Below are 16,118 nucleotides of genomic sequence, written 5' to 3' on the forward strand. Positions count from 1 at the left end.
AACCACGATAAAAGCGAACTAGAAAGCGCGTCAATTGGAAACAATCAGTTGACAGTTGGACGATAGCGACTGCCCGTATTTAGCCAAACTCACACAATGGCAGTCGCTGGATTTTAAAGGAATTACAAAAATGAAAAAAACAGCAATTTTAAAAACGCCTTTCACACTTGTGACAAGTGAATCAAAACAAAGTATGGAAATTATTGGTGGTGGGCTATGGAACATCAAAGCAGAGTTTGTAGAGCGAGATAATCAAATATCGCTAGATGAAAACGGAGATATGTTCGAACCAGAATATAGACTAGTTTTAGAAGCTGAGTATCCAGATAAGCTTATTCTCGATGGTGCTTATATAGCAAAAGAGATTGGCAAAGATATTAAGGAAATCCAAACATTATTTGAGTTCATCGAAGAAAACAAAAAGAATTTGTTTGATGAACTTGGATTCCACGGAGTCATTGTATGAGGTTGATTATACCAATTGAACCCAAACCACAGAGCAGACCAAGGGCTAGTGTGCGAGGCAGACATGCAACGGTTTACGAAGACAGAAAGATGGTCGCTTGGAGGAAGAAGTGCACCGAACTTGTTAGACAGCTGTATGACGGACCGTATTTTGACGGACCAATCAAGGTGGACATGACATTCTACATGCCTGCTCCGAAGCCTATATCAGAACCGCCTAAACCTCGGTCTAAGGCTAAGAAGGTGCAAGAGTACGAGGATTTTATCAATGAGCGGATTTACGTGGATAAAAAACCGGACTTGGACAATTTGGAGAAGGCTGTTTATGACAGTATCAGTAAAGCGGAGGTCGTTTGGACGGATGACAACATCATCGTGGAACACACGACGAGAAAGGTGTACAGTCCAAGACCAAGGATTGAAATTGAATTGGAGGAGATGCCTTGAAATATGAACTTTTTAACGACCATTTCGAGAATGCGAGACGGTACAACATCCCGCGGGCACAGTTGATTATTGCTGATATACCGTACAACCTTGGAAATAATGCCTATGCTAGTGACCCTCGTTGGTACAAGGACGGCGATAACAAAAATGGTGAAAGCAAATTGGCTGGAAAGTCATTTTTTGAAACGGATAATGATTTTAAGATTAATAATTTCTTTGATTTTTGCAGTCGGTTGTTGAAGAAAGAGCCGAAAGAAAAAGGTAAGGCGCCAGCCATGATTGTATTCCATGCATGGCAACAGCGAGATATGGTTATCGAGTGCGGCAAGAAACACGGCTTTAACAATGCCTATCCGCTATATTTTACTAAGAAATCTAGCCCGCAAGTCTTGAAAGCAAACATGAAGATTGTGGGTGCGGTGGAAGAAGCTACGGTATTGTATCGTGATAAGCTTCCGAAATTTAACAACAACGGCGCTATGATACTCAATCATGCACCGTGGGAGAAGGATAGCTCTTACCCTGTTATCCATCCGACACAGAAGCCTATTCCTGTGCTGAAACGGTTGATTGAAATCTTTACAGATGAGGGCGATGTGGTAATTGACCCTGTGGCAGGAAGTGGGTCAACACTAAGAGCGGCAATCGAGATGAACCGCTCGGCCTATGGCTTTGAAATTAAGAAAGATTTTTACAAGAAGGCAAAAGAGCAGATGTTATCTAGCTACCAGCCCAGTTTATTTTGAAAAGGTGGAGCAGATGACGATATATGATTTTTTGGAGGAAAGCAATGACTAAACAAGAAGTAATTGAATTCTTAACAGAGCAGAGAGACCTTAGGTTGGTTGGATATGATGATAGTAAACCTGCTGAATCTGATTTTGACAGATGGCAGTTAGCCCAAGCGGAGATGTTTCAAAAGGTGATTGATTGGCTAGAGGAGAAAGCATCTTGAAATCGTTATTGAGATACCCAGGTAGCAAATGGAACTTAGCAAATGCAATAGTCGGTCTACTGCCTGAACACAAGAGCTATCTCGAGCCATATTTCGGGTCTGGTGCTGTCTTATTTAATAAGCTGGTTAGTCCAATCGAAACTGTCAATGATTTGAACTTGGATGTCGTCAATCTTTTTAAAATCGTCAGAGATAGACCGCTGGAACTAGCTGAAAAATTATTTTTGATTCCGTATTCGCGAAAAATCTATGATGACGCTTTTAGCGCGGAACCTGCAGATGATTTGGACAGAGCATTGAATTTTATCATCAAATCTGTCATGTCCCATGGATTTCGAACCATCGAAAAGAGTGGTTGGAAAAATGACATAAATGGCAGAGAGAGGGCCTATGCTGTGAAGCACTGGAATGATTTGCCAGAAATTATCCAAGATATGACATTGAGGCTCAAGCAGGTCCAGATTGAAAATCGGCCAGCCTTGGAACTTATCAAGCGTTTTGACAAGGAAGATGTCTGCATGTACATTGACCCGCCATATGTCCTGTCGACGAGGACTAGAAAACAATACAGCTTTGAGATGGAAGACAGTGATCATATCGATTTGCTGGAAACTATCTTGAAATCAAAGGCTAAGATTTTGATTAGTGGATATGATTGTGGACTATACAACGACTATCTTAAAGATTGGCATCGGATTGAGTTTGACGCAACAGCAGAAAAAGGCCTGAAGCGCACAGAAGTCTTGTGGCTGAATTATGAGCCACAAAGGCAGATTGAATTGTTTTAAGGCGATTGGAGGAATAAATGTATAAAACAATTGAAAACGTAAAGATAACCAAAACTTTCTTGGGCAGAGAAGACCATGGTATTTTAACTTGTTATCTGACTGTTGAGGGAGATGGATTTGGGGTATCTATTGGAGGATACTGCCTAGATAAATACGACGAAAACAAGCGTAAGCGTGTAGCTTATCATAAGAGCTTTGAGCTGATTGACCGTATCTTGGAAGTTGTCGGTGTGTCAACTTGGGAAGAACTGCAAGGTAAGTATATACGTGTTAAGAGTAACGGTTTTGGAGGTAGAGTAACAAAAATCGGAAATCTTATTAAAGATGATTGGTTGGACTTTGATACCTTTTTTAAGGAGAAAAAAGATGAATAAGCAGGAAGCGATTGAACAATTAGAGTGGGACGTTGTGAGAACAACAGATTTTGATAGAGCGGAATATGTTGTTGTATTTGAGAAGGTGAAGAGTATCATCTCCCAAATCGACCAACCGCAGAAGGTTGTTATACCGAAGTTTGTAGCGGAGTGGTATGATCAGGCGAAAAAACAAAATTTTTCGTTAAGACAAGCACTGGAACATTGGGAAATGTCGGAAGAACTTGAAAAATGGTTTCAGTATTCATTTAATCAAAACACTTTCGCTTGCGCATGGCTGTTCGGCTACGAAGTCGAGAAGGAGAAGTTGTATGTTGTGACAGACGGTAACAAGCTTTACCTAAAAAAGTTCGAGGAACTGAACGCAGTTATCATCATTGATGACGTTGTAGGTGCGACTGATTATGCCCAGCATTTTGTGGACAAAATCAAAGCACAAAAAGCCGCTGATGAGCTAGGATGGGTTGTGAAGGAAGTGGAGGATGAACGATGAAAGTGGTAGCGTGTTATGACTGCGATTGGAAGAATGAGTATGAAGAATGGGAATTTACTCCCATAACTTGTCCTTGTTGCGATGGTGATGTAGAGACAGAGGAGTGGAGTGATGGCTGGTAGAAAATCTATCTCAAAAAAAATGCGACAACAAGTCTTATCAAAATACAATAATCATTGTGCGTATTGTGGTAAGGTGCTGGATCTAAAGTCGTTGAGAGTGGACCACTTGCATCCGCATTATCGAGGCGGAGATGACCATATTGACAATTATATGCCAGCTTGCTACCAATGCAATTTCTATAAGTCAACCCATACACTAGATGATTTTCGTGAGAAGTTATTATCTCTACACGAGAGGGTTGCTCAACCATTTATTGCTAGATTAGGGATGCAGTACGGCATTGTAGTGATTAAGCAATTTGACGGTAAATTTTATTTCGAGAAAGTGGAGGTAGAGTGATGGAGCAACAGATATTAAAGTTAAAGTATGACGATAAATACTATGGTGGAACTTATATCACTATCATCGAAGAACATGATATTGAAAGTATTCGTCATAAAATAAAGCAAATTATGCCTTTAGCTTCTGGGAAATTTTTGATTGAAAGAACATATGGTAAGTAGCAAAAGGAGACAAACAATGACAAATAGAGAAGTAGCTAAAATACGTTTTAAAGATAATGAGTACGATGTGCACACGGTCAAGTTGACTAAAAATGATATCAAAAATTTAAAAAATGGTACAACACTCATGTATTTCAACAAAGAAGCAGGGCAAGTTATTGCTCTGGCTATGGAGGGATTAGATGAAAACTAGATTTGATTTGGTATGCAAAAGTTGTAATCAAACCGCGCAAGGTTTTGAAGATGTTCGGATTCTTGTCGATTTTTGGGAAGATGAAGCGATAATTGCTTGTCCGTATTGTGAGATATCCGAAGTTTTCGATGCAGAGGAGGTACTAAATGACTAACGAAAAACTAGGAGTGCTACTGGTCGATGTGCCAGAGCCGAGGTTCGCTGTGTATCATTTTGTTTACTTGTCAGAATTAGGCTTTATGATTAAACCTTCAAGTGACTCAAAAATAATACTGGATATTGCCTACAAATGCACCGCTGAAGAAGCTAAAAAATACCCACAATTTCGGTGGGTGGCGTTGGAGGAGTTGGAATGACCATTAAAGAACTAATCAAAGAATTGCAGATGTACGACGAGGACAAAGAGGTTGTTTTAACGATAGCCAACGTGCATCCAGTTTTGCACGAATTAATAGATTTGGAAACTGGGTTGGTTCGTCTTTCGTCGGATTGTCAAATCGGCTTTGAATTCAATCTTTTATCAGACAATCGTCTGGAAATTGAGGGGGTGTGGTAGATGACCACAGCAGATAAAATCAAATACATCCTGCAAAAGACAGGATGGACGAGAGACCAATTTGCGACCGAAATGGGTGTGACGAATCTGTCTGTCTACAAATGGCTAGACGGACGACCACCGCGACAGCGCATGTTGGATAAAATAGACGAGCTGTACGAGCAAACTAAAGACACAAAACCTAAAGTACTAGCGGAACGTGGCAAGATACGTATTTTGTATCCGTATTATAGCCATCAGAGAATGCCGTGGGAAAAATAAAAAAAGCCAGCACGCTTGTACTGACTGTGATGTAATTAACTCTAAAACTATTATATCACAGAAAGGTATGAGCAGATGACTTTTTTTCCAGAAGTTGACTTCGAAAAAACGAAAGCTAATGCAAAACGAAAACTGAAAGAGTACCCTCGCTGGCGTAGAGTAGCGAACGATGTAGATGGACAGAAAGTCACTGCAGTGTATACTTTCGAGCCAAGGCAGACCCATGGCAATCCTAGCAGACCAGTTGAGCGATTGGCAATCAACCGAGTAGACGCGGAAGCGGAACTTGAAGCGATTGAGTATGCTATTAATAATCTACTCAATCCTACTCATAGACGCATTCTTTATGAGAAGTATCTCTACGCTGGTAAACGGTATGACTTCGAGATATACAATGACTTGTATTTATCAGAGGCTAGTTTCTATATCGAACTCAACGATGCCTTACTATCGTTTGCGGAACAATATAGAAGCGGAAGTTTGTTGGTTCAAAATTAGAGTTTTGACCAAGAAATCAAAAGTTTTTGTATAGATTATTCGTTTTTGTCGATGTTAGAATAGTATTGTCAAGATACCACGAAGAAGCAATATTTTTAACATCAGTCTTTTTCATAGAGAATCATCTCCTTTTTTAGCGGAACGTGGTATCTGTTTGGAGAGGTGGCAGAGTCAGGTCGAATGCGCTCGGTTGCTAGCCGAGTGGTCGCCTACGTGCGGTCCGTGGGTTCGAATCCCACCCTCTCCTTTAGGGCTTAGCCTAGATAATCTGTGGTGACACAGGAAAACTAAGATTACGGCATATCAATCTTAGTGCCAGCAATGGTCAATCTAAGCAATCCAATTCTTGTGCCATTCGGTGGGTGGCAACGTATGAAGTCAAAGAGTTTCGCCAAGAGCCAATCGGTGATGGGCTACGTCAGTAGTGCTTGAGACGAATATGGAGAATGAAGAAGGTGTCAAAGTTCAAGAGTCGCGTCAAGAGCGGACACCATGTTACATGTTGATGGGTTGAATACCCGTGGAAATGTAACGAGCCGGAAGGTTGCTAGCCAGAAGGTAATAATAGGCGTTGCGCATTTTGTTTCTCAAAAGGAAACGAAACGCATGGCGATGCACGTCTATGATATGCTGACAATACATAGAGCTTATTATGTTTGGAATAAAAATATTGTTTTAAAGCGAAAGACATCGCCCGTCGCAAATGAAAGTGTACTTCGGTAGCTAGGCTACCCACTCAAATCTCGCAAGGATGAGAGTGAAGTCGAAGAGTAAAGCAGCTTAGACCTACAGCGGGGTTTTCGTTAATTGAAAAACGGCTTAGTAGTTTGTGACGTCAGGAGTGGTTGGTCTAACCAACCGTGCATGGCTATTACCGAAAGGGATTTCGGTGGATAAGCAACTAACCCATAAGGTTGCAAAAGATAGCTGATTAAACGTGTAATCTCAGCGTTTTCTTGGGAACATAACTTAACAGGTAGAGTAGAGGGTAGTGTAATCCTTACTAATTAAGGTTCGATTCCTTTTGACGCATGGTTGCGTAATATGCAGGTTCGAATCCTGCTGTTCCCGTTAGACAAGGTAGTTCAAAGCGCGGGCAGTTGGTGGACGCATCAAAAAGAAGCGCATGTGCAGAAGGCTGGGCTGATAACCCAGAGATGATGGTTCGAATCCATCCCTTGTCGTTTTAAAAACTAGCACCAAAAATCAAAAATAAAGGACCCTAAGACCATGTTTGCTAGTACCATGCGAGGGGCTGAAATTTTTCGCTCGAAAAGACTGCAGAGATGTGGTCTTTTTGTGGTATTCAGGAAGGTAGCACCATGAACAAACGTATCAAGAAGAAATATAAGCCTATCATAGAATTATGGGATTGCATGGATTGGTTTGGTTTTAGGTTGAACGGTCACAAGACTCGATTGGATAGCTTGGAGAATCGTTTGGATAATCTGAAAAACATTGAATCCACAAACATCCAGACCGTCAATCGCATGTTTGAAAGTTATGAAAAACGAATTGAAGCGTTAGAGCGTGAAGTCAAACAACTTAAGAAACCGTGGTATAAACGTTAAGGAGGAAATTATGTTAGAAAAAGCAAAGAAATTGGCAGCTCAAGAATTTTCACGTCTGTCAGGTCGTGAAATCAAGACTGAAGACTGTTTTGTAGTTTGGTTCAGCAAAACCCTACAAAATTGGAAAGCATTAGTCAGCACTAATCAAATCAAGTCTGATGAAAAGTGTGGCGACTATGCGGAAGTAACTCATAATGGCGATAAAGCAGAAACTTATGTGGATGTCTATGCCAAGGTATCAAACCGAGTAATCGAAGATTAGGAGCGTGATCACTCATCTTGACCGGTTGGAAAGACTACTTTGGATTGGTAAAAGTATGAAGCCTAAAAAACTAACAATGGCTAACGGTCGCAGAATTATCGCGGACTATGACAGCCGAAAAGAAGAATATCAAAACTATAACAAGAACCGATGGCAATACAACAAAGAGACCATGCAATTTTACAACTCTGCCATCTGGCGAAAAACTAGCAAGATGGTACTGCTTGCTAACGATTATATTTGTGCTGTATGTGGTGGAGAGGCAACTATGACCGACCACATAATTAGTGTAAGAAAGGATTGGTCTAAGCGTTTGGACTGGGACAATCTACAGCCGATTTGTAAAGCTTGTAACGATGCCAAAGGGTCTTGGAACTAGAAAGGAGGTAGTCTATGGGGCGTAAGATGAAAGTCGTTTCTGCCAATAAGAAGCACCTAACCAAAGCAGAAAAAGATAAGCGTAAAGAAGTTGAAGAGCTTGCGTCTGATGGGTTACCAATGTTGTCTAATAGCCCACCTGCTCACTTTAACGATATAGCGAAAGCAGAATATCGCAGGGTAATCAAAGGGTTGCGGATGTTGCCTATTCGTAATTTGGACAGGGCTGTCCTCGAAAGTTACTGTACCTGGTACGCAGTCTACAAAGAGGTTTCGCAAAAGATAGATGAATTGGGGTTGGTTATCTACGATGAGGATAAAGGTTGGATTTCAAATCCACTCATACTGACTTTGGAAAAAGCGACTACTAATATCCGCATGACAGCTAGTCAGTTGGGATTGACTGTTGATAGCCGTATGAAGATGTTCACTCCTAAAAAGGAGGAGAAAAAAGAAAGCTTGTTTGATAAGTTTGGAGGATAATTGAAAAAACGAAAGGGGGTCATTCCAATATCTTATGATTATTCAATGATAGGCGACGAGTACAAAGATGTCGCTTTTTATTATGCCAAAGATATTGTCGACGGGAAGTTGATAGCCGGTAAGAAAGTCGTTAAGGCTTGCTTGCGACATTTAAATGATCTAAAAAAAATCAGTGACCCTAATTTTCAATTTTCTTATTTCCCAGGAAAAGCTCAAAACACTATTGATTTTTTGGAGATGTTGCCAGATGTCAAAACTGGTAAGACCTACCCGCTAGCAAGATTTCAGAAGTTCATCATCTCAAGTCTTTACGGATGGCGAAAGGAAGCTGATAACTCTATTAGGCGGTTTAGAAAAGCTATGGTATCTGTTGCTCGTAAGAACGGTAAAACAATTTTGATAGCGGGGATTTTGCTTTACGAATTTCTGTTCGGTCGCAACCCTGCACTGAGTAGACAATTGTTTTGTACTGCCAACGACCGTACACAAGCTAAGATAGCGTGGACTATGGCTAAGAAACAATTGGAAGCTCTTAGAGCTAAGTCTGCCGACATCAAGAAGGCGACAAAGGTAACAAGAGATGAATTGTTCAACAAGAATGATGAATCCTATATTCGAGCGCTCAGCCGTGATACTGGTGCAGTCGATGGCTTTGAGCCTTATGTTGGTGTCCTAGATGAGTATGCAGCATCCAAGACAAATGAGATGTTGGAGCTTTTGGAATCCGGTCAAGGACAATTAGACAATCCATTTATTCTTATTATTTCAACCGCAGGTCTTGATTTGAATGTACCGATGCACACTATTGAGTATAGTTACTCAGAAAAACTTCTTAACGAAGAAATAGAGGACGATTCTTACTTCTGCTATATTGCTGAACAGGATAGCGAGGTTGAGATAGCAGACGAAGAAAACTGGATAAAATCTAACCCTATCCTCGAAGTCGAAGCGTTGAGAGATAAGATTATGGATTATCTCCGCAAGCGTAGAAAAACTTCTCTTGAAACCGGAGAAATCAACAAGGTTCTGGTCAAGAACTTTAACATGTGGAGGCAATCTAGTGAAGAGTCTTACCTAGATAAAGAAACTTGGAATAAGGCCTATATTGATAAGCCAGACACTAACAAACGTAGGGTTTGGATAGGTGTTGACGTAGGTAGAGTAAGTGACCTTTTTGCTATAACTCCAATCGTTCAGATGGATGACTATTGGCACATTGATAACTTCTCTTTTGTCGCAACTAAGTATGGACTAGTAGCAAAAGAAAAGCGTGATGGTGTTTCTTACACCAATCTTGAAAGACAAGGCTACTGTGAAATAACCACGCTTGAATCTGGGGTCATAGATGACGAGAGAGTCATGGAGAAACTGGAAGAGATGGTTTACACAAACGAATGGGAAGTGCATGGCATTTGTTACGACCCGTATCAGTTCGGTTCGCTCTTGACCATGATTGAAAAACGTCATCCAGAATGGCCGCTAATCCAAGTATCTCAAACAACCATGGTCTTGAATATGCCTACAAAGCAATTCAGGGATGACATGAAGCAAGGGAAAATCAAACACTCCGGCAATCCGTTGTTGACTATGGCTTTTAATAACGCCTTCACAAAGGTTGACAACAACGGTATGCGGATCGATAAGAACAAGAACAGCAATAAGATTGACCCTGCAGATGCTGGGTTAAATGCTTACGCAGTTTGTTTCCTAGAGCCGTTCGACGGTTCTGGTTACTGGACTGATGAAAAAATACTAGGAATGGAGAGTATGTTTTAAATGAAATGGATTTTAAATAACATTCACACTATCATGTTACTGACAGGCTTCTTTTTGATAGGTCTGTCAGCTTTTTTGTTCAACTCTATCTTAGGATTCCTAGTTAGTGGCGTACTGTTTGTTATCCTAGCTTTTCTTGCTGACAATGGATAGAAAGGAGGTGAGAAAGGGAAAATGAGTTTTTTTCAATCGTTAGGCAGCAAAGTTTCTTACGATGACTATATCGCTTCGGTTTTGGCAGGGAATAACGCTCCGTCATATGTTGGTATTTCTGCTTTGAAAAATAGTGATATTTTGACGGCAGTATCTATCATCGCTGGAGATGTCGCTCGGTTTCCGCTACTGAAAAAAACTGTGGATGGAAAAATTATTGAGGATGAAGATTTTAACTACTTACTCAATGTTCAATCCACTAAAAATGCAAGCGCAAGAACCTGGAAGTTTGCTATGGTTGTCAATGCGATTTTGACAGGCAATAGCTATTCCAGGATTCTGAGAGACCCCAAAACAGGAAAGGCCTTGCAGTTTCATTTTTATAGACCGTCGGAAACGAGGGTCGAGGAAACCAATAACCACGAGTTGATCTACACCTTTACAGATAATCTAACAGGCTCGGAAATTAAGTGTCGTTCGGACGATGTCATTCACTGGAAATTTTTTAGCCATGACACAATCCTTGGTCGGTCGCCTTTGCTTTCTCTTGGAGACGAAATTGCCTTACAAGACGAAGGTACTAAGACACTCTTGAAATTTTTCAAGGATGGTTTTTCTAGCGGCATTCTCAAACTGAAAGGTTCGCAATTGAGTGGAGAGGCTCGCAAAAAAGCGCGTCTAGACTTTGAGAAGATGCGCGAGGGTTCAGCAGGCGGAAGCCCGCTAGTATTTGATGATACTCAAGAATACTCGCCGTTGGAGATTGACACGAAGGTGCTTGAGCTTATCAGTAGCAACAATTTCACGACAGCGCAGATTGCAAAGGTACTCCGCGTTCCAAGTTATAAACTCGGAGTGAATAGCCCTAACCAGTCAGTCGCTCAATTGATGGATGACTATGTATCGAATGATATGCCGTTCTATCTGGATGCCATCACAAGCGAACTCGGCTTGAAGGTGTTTAGTTATGACGAACGCAAAAAGTACCGCATAGAATTTGACACAAGAAGCGTTACCGGTTTAAGTGTGGACGATGTGCGAAATATGGTCAACAACCAACTTCTCACACCGAACGAGGGATTGGAACAGCTCGGCTTGCCGAAGTCTGATAATCCAGAAATGGATAGGTTCCAATCTAGTCTAAACTATGTCTTTTTGGATAAAAAAGAAACCTATCAAGACGTGAAAGGAGGTGAGACAAGAAATGCCGAAGAGGATAATGCTTAAAGGATTAATGATCCCAAACGATTTGCAAGATGTGTACGACTATCTAGGCCGAGATTCAACGAGTCCGAAGAAATTGATTAATCAACTACCAGAAGATGGTAGCGATGTGATAATTGAAGTCAACTCTCAAGGCGGTGTGGTCAATACAGGAAGCGAAATATACACAGCTTTACGGAACTATAGAGGTACTGTCACAGCAGAAGTAACGGGAATTGCTGGTAGTTCAGCTTCATTTGCGATTATGGGAGCAGACAAGGTTGTTATTAGCCCGACTGCGCAAATCATGATTCATAAGGCGTCATTTAGAGAAGTCTCTGGAAATAGCGACGACTTAGAACGAGCGTCAGAAGCGCTAAAAAGCATTGATAAATCAATTATCAACGCTTATGTAAGCAAGACTGGTCTTGATGAAGATAAACTTATGGAGATGATGAAAAAAGAAACCTATATGTCGGCTCACGAGGCGGTAGAACTTGGCTTCGCAGATGAAGTGATGAGCTTTGAAGCAGTTGCAAACGGCGCTGACAATATGTTATCTGATGACGAAATCGCAAACGCAAGAGCTGAGATGAAAGAAATCCAAGCTATGCTACTGGAAATTGAAAAAGAAGAAATCTTACAAGGACTTTGATAGTCCTTTTTATTTTGGAGGAAATTTATGTTTGATGAAAAGATTAAAGAATTAAAAGAGTCTATCAACACTCTTACATCTACGATTGCAACAAAAACAACAGAAATCAAAAACGCCCTAGAGGCAAATGACCTTGATACAGCAAAAGCTTTGAAAGCAGATGTTGAGTCAGCAAAAGCTGAGCTTGAAGCAGCTAAAGAAAATCTAGCTATGTTTGAAGACGCGTTAGAAGTAGGCGGTGCAGAAAACGAAGGAGGACACGAAGTGCCACAAGAAGAAATGACTTATCGAGACAAAGTAAATGCTTTCATTCGTTCTAAAGGAGCAGAAAACCACGATGGACTACGCTTTGCAGGACGTGATGAGGTGCTGATTGCAATGAATGATATCACACCGACAACCGACGGAGTGAAGAAAGAACACACAACAAAAATCACTAGCGAGGAAATTTTATATACTCCTCAACGTGAAATCAAGACAACAGTGGATTTGAAACCATTCACTACTATCCACCCTGCTAAAAAAGCATCAGGTAAGTATCCAATTCTTAAAAAAGCTACGACTAAAATGGTCAGCGTAGAAGAATTGGAGAAAAACCCTGCTCTTGCTAAACCAGACTTTGATGAAGTAGATTGGAAAGTCACAACTTACCGTGGTGCCATTCCTATCTCTCAAGAATCTATCGATGACGCAGATGTTGACTTGGTGTCTATCGTTGCTGAAACAGTGGCTCAAATCAAGGTCAACACTACAAACGATGCAATCGCAAGCGTTCTGAAGTCGTTTACAGCTGAAACGGTTGCGAATCTCGATGACTTGAAGAAAATTTTGAACGTTAAACTTGACCCAGCTTACGATGTAGCGTTTGTAGTCTCTCAAAGTTTCTATCAAATTTTAGATACTCTGAAAGATGGCAATGGTCGCTACCTTCTCCAGGACTCTATCACATCATCTACAGGTAAGGTATTCCTTGGCAAGACAGTCTTTGTGTTAAATGATGAAGTTCTCGGTAGTGCAGGAGAAGCAAAAGCCTTTGTTGGTGATTTCAAACGAGGTATCTTGTTTGCAGATCGTAAAGACCTTGGTTTGCGTTGGGTAGACAATGAAATCTATGGTCAATACTTGCAGGCTGTAATTCGTTTTGGTGTGAAGAAAATCGATGCAAAAGCTGGTTTCTTTGTAACGTACACGCCCTAAAACAGCCACTACTCGAGTAGTGGCGAAACCGACTAGCGCTAACACAGTAACCGAAATCAAGGCATACCTTGACAACCAAGGGATTTCTTATACATCCTCAATGACTAAGAGCGAACTTTTGGCGTTGGTAGTGTAATAGGAGGTCGCTATGGAAATCACGAAAGAATATCTCGATAAGGTGAAAAACTATTGCAAAATAGACATAAACTACGAAGATGATTTGTTGACGGACATCATCATCCCTAGTGTCCAAGAACAAATCTGTTTTGCAATCGAGGAAGGGGCAACCCCTGAAACATTTAAAGATTATCCTAAATTTGACCTGGCTGTTATGAAGCAGGTCAAAGAGGAATATGAACACCGTGGCTTGTCAGCGGATAGCGAACGTTATCCGCTGGTAAATGGTGTACTGAATATCATCCACCAACTACGATTGCGAGGCGACGGATAATGATTACACGTCGTATGAATACACGGATTACAATCTTTTCGAGAACCGCGGGTCAGAACGAAGATGGTGAAGTTGTGGATACTATTCGACAAGACGTCTATACTTGCTGGGCTGAAGTATCCAGAACTGGTGTTAAAGACTTCAAAGTAGGCGGAAAATCCTACGTTGGAGATTTGGCTCAGAACGGTCAAAAACCACTTGAATCTTACAAAGATGAGAAAGTGTTTATCATCCGTTATCACCCAAAACCACCGTTCGATAACTCTATGTATGTCGATTTCAATGGCTTTGAATACAAAATCACAGAGTTAGAAATTGACTATGCAAATAAAGACATTATTATGATTAAGGCGGTGAGAGTGTCATGACAAAAGGATTGGATAAGATACTTGCCAACCTTACCAAGTTACAGGTCAAAGCGCCTCGGGTCGCAAGGGCTGCAGTCAAACAAGTTGCAGACGAGTTCGCAGAGGAATTGGAAAAGAACACTCCTGAAAGTGAAGACTTATTCGGTCATTTGGCAGATGAAGTTGTGGTCACAGGGTTTAAGGGAGCTAGTGAAGGGATTATCTCCAAGGACATTGGGTATGGTCGAAAAACAGGTTGGCGTTCACACTTTCCAGATGACGGTACAATTTATCAAGCGCCGCAAGGGTTCAAAGAAAAGACGATAAATACAATGACGCCTAGAGCTAAGGAAATCTACGCTAAAAAAGTCAAGGAGGGGTTAGGTTTATGATAGCTGAAGCGACAGTCTATAAACTGCTAAGTGCCGACAAAAGCCTTAATGAACTCTTGGATAGCATTCGTGGGAGCAAGTTTGGAAACGGCTTCAAGCAAGGAATTTTTACCTATTCCATCCCAGAGCATCCCGTCAATGTGATTAAAAAAGAGTTGGCTCCATTTGTAAGAATTAACCCTAACTATGACACTCCTGCTTATTATGCAGACGATGCTCCTCTAGCTACAGAGTATCGTGTGACTATCAACTTTTGGTGTCAAACGGCTAAGCAATCCAATCAGATTGCAAAAAAAATAGATGAAATACTAACTAAAGGTGGTTTTGAAAGATATACCGCCGGCGAAAAACCAAGGTACAAAGATGGCGATATTGATCTATTGATGAACATTAGGAAGTATCGCTTTTTTGATTGGTCAGAAAATAAAGAAAATGAGGACTAAAAATGGGAAAAGTTAAATTTGGATTGAGCGGTTTCGAGTACGGAAAACTCTCGGCAACAAACACAGTAGCAACCACTAAAAAACTACCTGGCATGAAATCTGCCAAACTGGAACTGACAAATGAACTCTTGACAATTGCAGCTGATGATGGACCATATGCTGTTATTTCGGCAGGTATCACAGATGCTAAACTGGAAATCGAAACATTGGACTTGAACTCTGATGCTCGCAAAGATTTCTACGGCATTGAAGTGGTGGGCGGTGTTGAGAAATACAACAAAAATCTTACACCGAACGACGTCGCCTGCATGTTCCGTACGCGTATGGAAGATGGGAAGTATATCTGGGTGGGGCTTCTGAAAGGTAAATTCAATGTACCCGGGATGGATTTAGCGACCAAAGATGGCACGCCAGATCCTAAAACTGATTCAACAACTGGTAATTTTGTTGCTCGTGGCGATGAGGAAGATGGGGATATTATGTATATCGGTCGCGAGGACAACCCAGAATTCCAATTGACTGAATTTCGTAAGATGGTCTTCCCTCCAGTCACACCAGGATAATGTGAATAAAGGCGGTTTATCCGCCTTTTTATTTTTTGATTTTAGAGGAGTAAAGAATGTTTGAGATTACTTTAAAACAAGGTGGCGTTGATAAGGTATTTAAAAAAGACTACATCAACGTAGAAGATAATTTGTTAGCAGTAGAACACCAAGTTCGCCAATCTGCATTGTATAGCAACGAAAAATCCGTCTTAGACCCGAAAAAACACCGCACATTGAACGAGGCGTATCTTCAAATGTTTGTAGACATGTACGGTAAGCAGTTTTCTGTTGACGATTTAAAACAAGCCGATATGTCAGTGTTAGAGGTGTTGAATAATCTCTACTTAGAGGCACTAGGTGGAAAAAAAGAAGAAACAGATGGTGAAGAGCCAAAGGAAGCGTAACGCCTGAGGAGGCAAGAGAAAACCTATTGAGTTGGATTGGCGTCTTGCTTGATAGAGGGTATACAATTTTAGAGATTAAAAAAATGCAACTATCTGATATTGAGTTGATGGTAGAAGCGTTAGAAAAAAAATCTGTCGAAAAGAAAGAGGAGGTTGTTGAAACTACGCTTGACAAGGCCTTTCCTTTCCTTTTTGGCTAGAA

The 16,118-nt window shown here is 41.0% G+C and carries 31 protein-coding genes and 3 tRNA genes; all 34 read left to right on the forward strand.

Features of this window, described 5'->3' with window-relative positions; genetic code table 11:
- Nucleotides 1–130: 130 nt before the first annotated feature.
- The 34 genes from ODU39_RS03075 (at nucleotide 131) to ODU39_RS03240 (ending at nucleotide 16,116) form a co-directional block, all read left to right on the forward strand.
- The gene (locus tag ODU39_RS03075) at nucleotides 131–466 is read left to right on the forward strand and encodes a hypothetical protein (RefSeq protein WP_398579877.1); all 336 of its coding nucleotides are present in this window, start codon (nucleotides 131–133) and stop codon (nucleotides 464–466) included.
- Nucleotides 463–912 carry a RusA family crossover junction endodeoxyribonuclease gene (locus ODU39_RS03080; protein ID WP_398579876.1) on the forward strand — a complete coding sequence of 150 codons (450 nt, stop codon included), beginning with the start codon at nucleotides 463–465 and terminating at the stop codon, nucleotides 910–912. The genes ODU39_RS03075 and ODU39_RS03080 overlap by 4 nt, the downstream gene beginning before the upstream one ends.
- Complete coding sequence (locus ODU39_RS03085; protein ID WP_398579875.1) at nucleotides 909–1,658, forward strand: DNA-methyltransferase; 750 nt, start codon at nucleotides 909–911, stop codon at nucleotides 1,656–1,658. Before ODU39_RS03080 ends, ODU39_RS03085 begins: the two co-directional genes overlap by 4 nt.
- A 44-nt stretch (nucleotides 1,659–1,702) precedes the next feature.
- The gene (locus ODU39_RS03090; RefSeq protein WP_162840740.1) at nucleotides 1,703–1,867 is read left to right on the forward strand and encodes a hypothetical protein; all 165 of its coding nucleotides are present in this window, start codon (nucleotides 1,703–1,705) and stop codon (nucleotides 1,865–1,867) included.
- Nucleotides 1,864–2,655 carry a DNA adenine methylase gene (locus ODU39_RS03095; RefSeq protein ID WP_253213116.1) on the forward strand — a complete coding sequence of 264 codons (792 nt, stop codon included), beginning with the start codon at nucleotides 1,864–1,866 and terminating at the stop codon, nucleotides 2,653–2,655. Before ODU39_RS03090 ends, ODU39_RS03095 begins: the two co-directional genes overlap by 4 nt.
- Nucleotides 2,656–2,672: 17 nt before the next feature.
- Nucleotides 2,673–3,029 carry a hypothetical protein gene (locus tag ODU39_RS03100; protein WP_398579874.1) on the forward strand — a complete coding sequence of 119 codons (357 nt, stop codon included), beginning with the start codon at nucleotides 2,673–2,675 and terminating at the stop codon, nucleotides 3,027–3,029.
- A complete protein-coding gene (locus tag ODU39_RS03105; protein WP_398579873.1) occupies nucleotides 3,022–3,522 on the forward strand; it encodes a DUF1642 domain-containing protein in 501 nt (166 codons plus the stop codon). The genes ODU39_RS03100 and ODU39_RS03105 overlap by 8 nt, the downstream gene beginning before the upstream one ends.
- Nucleotides 3,519–3,644 carry a hypothetical protein gene (locus ODU39_RS03110; protein WP_398579872.1) on the forward strand — a complete coding sequence of 42 codons (126 nt, stop codon included), beginning with the start codon at nucleotides 3,519–3,521 and terminating at the stop codon, nucleotides 3,642–3,644. Before ODU39_RS03105 ends, ODU39_RS03110 begins: the two co-directional genes overlap by 4 nt.
- A gap of 19 nt (nucleotides 3,645–3,663) precedes the next feature.
- Nucleotides 3,664–3,984, forward strand: coding sequence for an HNH endonuclease (locus tag ODU39_RS03115; RefSeq protein ID WP_398579871.1), 321 nt, complete (start codon nucleotides 3,664–3,666; stop codon nucleotides 3,982–3,984).
- Complete coding sequence (locus ODU39_RS03120; protein WP_398579870.1) at nucleotides 3,984–4,148, forward strand: hypothetical protein; 165 nt, start codon at nucleotides 3,984–3,986, stop codon at nucleotides 4,146–4,148. Before ODU39_RS03115 ends, ODU39_RS03120 begins: the two co-directional genes overlap by 1 nt.
- 16 nt (nucleotides 4,149–4,164) lie before the next feature.
- Nucleotides 4,165–4,341, forward strand: a complete 177-nt coding sequence (locus tag ODU39_RS03125) for a hypothetical protein (RefSeq protein ID WP_398579869.1) — start codon at nucleotides 4,165–4,167, stop codon at nucleotides 4,339–4,341.
- Complete coding sequence (locus ODU39_RS03130) at nucleotides 4,331–4,495, forward strand: hypothetical protein (protein WP_398579868.1); 165 nt, start codon at nucleotides 4,331–4,333, stop codon at nucleotides 4,493–4,495. The genes ODU39_RS03125 and ODU39_RS03130 overlap by 11 nt, the downstream gene beginning before the upstream one ends.
- Nucleotides 4,488–4,697: a hypothetical protein gene (locus ODU39_RS03135; protein WP_398579867.1), complete on the forward strand. Its 210-nt coding sequence runs from the start codon at nucleotides 4,488–4,490 to the stop codon at nucleotides 4,695–4,697. Before ODU39_RS03130 ends, ODU39_RS03135 begins: the two co-directional genes overlap by 8 nt.
- Nucleotides 4,694–4,897 (forward strand): hypothetical protein, encoded by a 204-nt coding sequence (locus tag ODU39_RS03140; protein WP_044980404.1) that lies wholly within the window; start codon nucleotides 4,694–4,696, stop codon nucleotides 4,895–4,897. The genes ODU39_RS03135 and ODU39_RS03140 overlap by 4 nt, the downstream gene beginning before the upstream one ends.
- A complete protein-coding gene (locus ODU39_RS03145; protein WP_398579866.1) occupies nucleotides 4,898–5,158 on the forward strand; it encodes a helix-turn-helix domain-containing protein in 261 nt (86 codons plus the stop codon). It abuts the gene before it with no gap.
- Between the two features lie 75 nt (nucleotides 5,159–5,233).
- Nucleotides 5,234–5,656 carry an ArpU family phage packaging/lysis transcriptional regulator gene (locus tag ODU39_RS03150; RefSeq protein WP_024409400.1) on the forward strand — a complete coding sequence of 141 codons (423 nt, stop codon included), beginning with the start codon at nucleotides 5,234–5,236 and terminating at the stop codon, nucleotides 5,654–5,656.
- A 156-nt stretch (nucleotides 5,657–5,812) separates the two neighbouring features.
- Nucleotides 5,813–5,903, forward strand: a tRNA-Ser gene (locus ODU39_RS03155).
- A gap of 711 nt (nucleotides 5,904–6,614) precedes the next feature.
- A tRNA-OTHER gene (locus ODU39_RS03160) sits at nucleotides 6,615–6,727 on the forward strand.
- A 3-nt stretch (nucleotides 6,728–6,730) separates the two neighbouring features.
- Nucleotides 6,731–6,840 (forward strand) — tRNA-OTHER (locus tag ODU39_RS03165).
- 138 nt (nucleotides 6,841–6,978) lie between these two features.
- A complete protein-coding gene (locus ODU39_RS03170) occupies nucleotides 6,979–7,227 on the forward strand; it encodes a hypothetical protein (protein ID WP_253213106.1) in 249 nt (82 codons plus the stop codon).
- Nucleotides 7,228–7,237: 10 nt separating this feature from the next.
- Nucleotides 7,238–7,489, forward strand: a complete 252-nt coding sequence (locus tag ODU39_RS03175) for a DUF6275 family protein (protein ID WP_253213105.1) — start codon at nucleotides 7,238–7,240, stop codon at nucleotides 7,487–7,489.
- 55 nt (nucleotides 7,490–7,544) lie between these two features.
- On the forward strand, nucleotides 7,545–7,868 hold the full coding sequence (locus tag ODU39_RS03180) for an HNH endonuclease (RefSeq protein WP_398579865.1): 324 nt from the start codon (nucleotides 7,545–7,547) through the stop codon (nucleotides 7,866–7,868).
- Between the two features lie 14 nt (nucleotides 7,869–7,882).
- Entirely contained in the window at nucleotides 7,883–8,350 is a 468-nt protein-coding gene (locus ODU39_RS03185) for a phage terminase small subunit P27 family (RefSeq protein WP_398579864.1), read from the forward strand.
- 21 nt (nucleotides 8,351–8,371) lie between these two features.
- Complete coding sequence (locus tag ODU39_RS03190; RefSeq protein WP_398579911.1) at nucleotides 8,372–10,126, forward strand: terminase large subunit; 1,755 nt, start codon at nucleotides 8,372–8,374, stop codon at nucleotides 10,124–10,126.
- A 174-nt stretch (nucleotides 10,127–10,300) separates the two neighbouring features.
- The gene (locus ODU39_RS03195; protein WP_398579863.1) at nucleotides 10,301–11,506 is read left to right on the forward strand and encodes a phage portal protein; all 1,206 of its coding nucleotides are present in this window, start codon (nucleotides 10,301–10,303) and stop codon (nucleotides 11,504–11,506) included.
- Entirely contained in the window at nucleotides 11,484–12,137 is a 654-nt protein-coding gene (locus ODU39_RS03200; protein ID WP_398579862.1) for a head maturation protease, ClpP-related, read from the forward strand. The genes ODU39_RS03195 and ODU39_RS03200 overlap by 23 nt, the downstream gene beginning before the upstream one ends.
- Nucleotides 12,138–12,164: 27 nt before the next feature.
- A complete protein-coding gene (locus ODU39_RS03205; protein ID WP_398579861.1) occupies nucleotides 12,165–13,334 on the forward strand; it encodes a phage major capsid protein in 1,170 nt (389 codons plus the stop codon).
- A 148-nt stretch (nucleotides 13,335–13,482) separates the two neighbouring features.
- Entirely contained in the window at nucleotides 13,483–13,785 is a 303-nt protein-coding gene (locus ODU39_RS03210) for a head-tail connector protein (protein ID WP_253213098.1), read from the forward strand.
- The gene (locus ODU39_RS03215; RefSeq protein ID WP_253213097.1) at nucleotides 13,785–14,153 is read left to right on the forward strand and encodes a head-tail adaptor protein; all 369 of its coding nucleotides are present in this window, start codon (nucleotides 13,785–13,787) and stop codon (nucleotides 14,151–14,153) included. The genes ODU39_RS03210 and ODU39_RS03215 overlap by 1 nt, the downstream gene beginning before the upstream one ends.
- Nucleotides 14,150–14,524, forward strand: a complete 375-nt coding sequence (locus ODU39_RS03220) for an HK97-gp10 family putative phage morphogenesis protein (protein WP_253213096.1) — start codon at nucleotides 14,150–14,152, stop codon at nucleotides 14,522–14,524. The genes ODU39_RS03215 and ODU39_RS03220 overlap by 4 nt, the downstream gene beginning before the upstream one ends.
- On the forward strand, nucleotides 14,521–14,967 hold the full coding sequence (locus tag ODU39_RS03225; RefSeq protein WP_253213095.1) for a hypothetical protein: 447 nt from the start codon (nucleotides 14,521–14,523) through the stop codon (nucleotides 14,965–14,967). Before ODU39_RS03220 ends, ODU39_RS03225 begins: the two co-directional genes overlap by 4 nt.
- A gap of 2 nt (nucleotides 14,968–14,969) precedes the next feature.
- The gene (locus ODU39_RS03230; RefSeq protein ID WP_253213094.1) at nucleotides 14,970–15,530 is read left to right on the forward strand and encodes a major tail protein; all 561 of its coding nucleotides are present in this window, start codon (nucleotides 14,970–14,972) and stop codon (nucleotides 15,528–15,530) included.
- A gap of 56 nt (nucleotides 15,531–15,586) precedes the next feature.
- Complete coding sequence (gene gpG / locus ODU39_RS03235; protein ID WP_253213093.1) at nucleotides 15,587–15,916, forward strand: phage tail assembly chaperone G; 330 nt, start codon at nucleotides 15,587–15,589, stop codon at nucleotides 15,914–15,916.
- A gap of 26 nt (nucleotides 15,917–15,942) precedes the next feature.
- Nucleotides 15,943–16,116 (forward strand): hypothetical protein, encoded by a 174-nt coding sequence (locus ODU39_RS03240; protein ID WP_253213143.1) that lies wholly within the window; start codon nucleotides 15,943–15,945, stop codon nucleotides 16,114–16,116.
- The last annotated feature ends 2 nt before the right edge of the window (nucleotides 16,117–16,118 follow it).

It is taken from the genome of Streptococcus sp. 2021WUSS126 (assembly GCF_044427255.1).
GTDB lineage: Bacteria > Bacillota > Bacilli > Lactobacillales > Streptococcaceae > Streptococcus > Streptococcus hashimotonensis.

Excerpts from the sequence above, each read along its gene's own strand:
- ODU39_RS03115 (WP_398579871.1), top strand. The coding sequence starts at position 3,664 with ATGCGACAACAAGTCTTATCAAAATACAATAATCATTGTGCGTATTGT.
- ODU39_RS03130 (WP_398579868.1), top strand. The coding sequence starts at position 4,331 with ATGAAAACTAGATTTGATTTGGTATGCAAAAGTTGTAATCAAACCGCG.
- ODU39_RS03220 (WP_253213096.1), top strand. The coding sequence starts at position 14,150 with ATGACAAAAGGATTGGATAAGATACTTGCCAACCTTACCAAGTTACAG.
- gpG (WP_253213093.1), top strand. The coding sequence starts at position 15,587 with ATGTTTGAGATTACTTTAAAACAAGGTGGCGTTGATAAGGTATTTAAA.
- ODU39_RS03090 (WP_162840740.1), top strand. The coding sequence starts at position 1,703 with ATGACTAAACAAGAAGTAATTGAATTCTTAACAGAGCAGAGAGACCTT.
- ODU39_RS03120 (WP_398579870.1), top strand. The coding sequence starts at position 3,984 with ATGGAGCAACAGATATTAAAGTTAAAGTATGACGATAAATACTATGGT.
- ODU39_RS03080 (WP_398579876.1), top strand. The coding sequence starts at position 463 with ATGAGGTTGATTATACCAATTGAACCCAAACCACAGAGCAGACCAAGG.
- ODU39_RS03100 (WP_398579874.1), top strand. The coding sequence starts at position 2,673 with ATGTATAAAACAATTGAAAACGTAAAGATAACCAAAACTTTCTTGGGC.
- ODU39_RS03225 (WP_253213095.1), top strand. The coding sequence starts at position 14,521 with ATGATAGCTGAAGCGACAGTCTATAAACTGCTAAGTGCCGACAAAAGC.
- ODU39_RS03205 (WP_398579861.1), top strand. The coding sequence starts at position 12,165 with ATGTTTGATGAAAAGATTAAAGAATTAAAAGAGTCTATCAACACTCTT.
- ODU39_RS03200 (WP_398579862.1), top strand. The coding sequence starts at position 11,484 with ATGCCGAAGAGGATAATGCTTAAAGGATTAATGATCCCAAACGATTTG.
- ODU39_RS03175 (WP_253213105.1), top strand. The coding sequence starts at position 7,238 with ATGTTAGAAAAAGCAAAGAAATTGGCAGCTCAAGAATTTTCACGTCTG.
- ODU39_RS03230 (WP_253213094.1), top strand. The coding sequence starts at position 14,970 with ATGGGAAAAGTTAAATTTGGATTGAGCGGTTTCGAGTACGGAAAACTC.
- ODU39_RS03140 (WP_044980404.1), top strand. The coding sequence starts at position 4,694 with ATGACCATTAAAGAACTAATCAAAGAATTGCAGATGTACGACGAGGAC.
- ODU39_RS03195 (WP_398579863.1), top strand. The coding sequence starts at position 10,301 with ATGAGTTTTTTTCAATCGTTAGGCAGCAAAGTTTCTTACGATGACTAT.
- ODU39_RS03180 (WP_398579865.1), top strand. The coding sequence starts at position 7,545 with ATGAAGCCTAAAAAACTAACAATGGCTAACGGTCGCAGAATTATCGCG.
- ODU39_RS03170 (WP_253213106.1), top strand. The coding sequence starts at position 6,979 with ATGAACAAACGTATCAAGAAGAAATATAAGCCTATCATAGAATTATGG.
- ODU39_RS03185 (WP_398579864.1), top strand. The coding sequence starts at position 7,883 with ATGGGGCGTAAGATGAAAGTCGTTTCTGCCAATAAGAAGCACCTAACC.
- ODU39_RS03210 (WP_253213098.1), top strand. The coding sequence starts at position 13,483 with ATGGAAATCACGAAAGAATATCTCGATAAGGTGAAAAACTATTGCAAA.
- ODU39_RS03215 (WP_253213097.1), top strand. The coding sequence starts at position 13,785 with ATGATTACACGTCGTATGAATACACGGATTACAATCTTTTCGAGAACC.
- ODU39_RS03110 (WP_398579872.1), top strand. The coding sequence starts at position 3,519 with ATGAAAGTGGTAGCGTGTTATGACTGCGATTGGAAGAATGAGTATGAA.
- ODU39_RS03075 (WP_398579877.1), top strand. The coding sequence starts at position 131 with ATGAAAAAAACAGCAATTTTAAAAACGCCTTTCACACTTGTGACAAGT.
- ODU39_RS03145 (WP_398579866.1), top strand. The coding sequence starts at position 4,898 with ATGACCACAGCAGATAAAATCAAATACATCCTGCAAAAGACAGGATGG.
- ODU39_RS03135 (WP_398579867.1), top strand. The coding sequence starts at position 4,488 with ATGACTAACGAAAAACTAGGAGTGCTACTGGTCGATGTGCCAGAGCCG.
- ODU39_RS03105 (WP_398579873.1), top strand. The coding sequence starts at position 3,022 with ATGAATAAGCAGGAAGCGATTGAACAATTAGAGTGGGACGTTGTGAGA.
- ODU39_RS03150 (WP_024409400.1), top strand. The coding sequence starts at position 5,234 with ATGACTTTTTTTCCAGAAGTTGACTTCGAAAAAACGAAAGCTAATGCA.
- ODU39_RS03125 (WP_398579869.1), top strand. The coding sequence starts at position 4,165 with ATGACAAATAGAGAAGTAGCTAAAATACGTTTTAAAGATAATGAGTAC.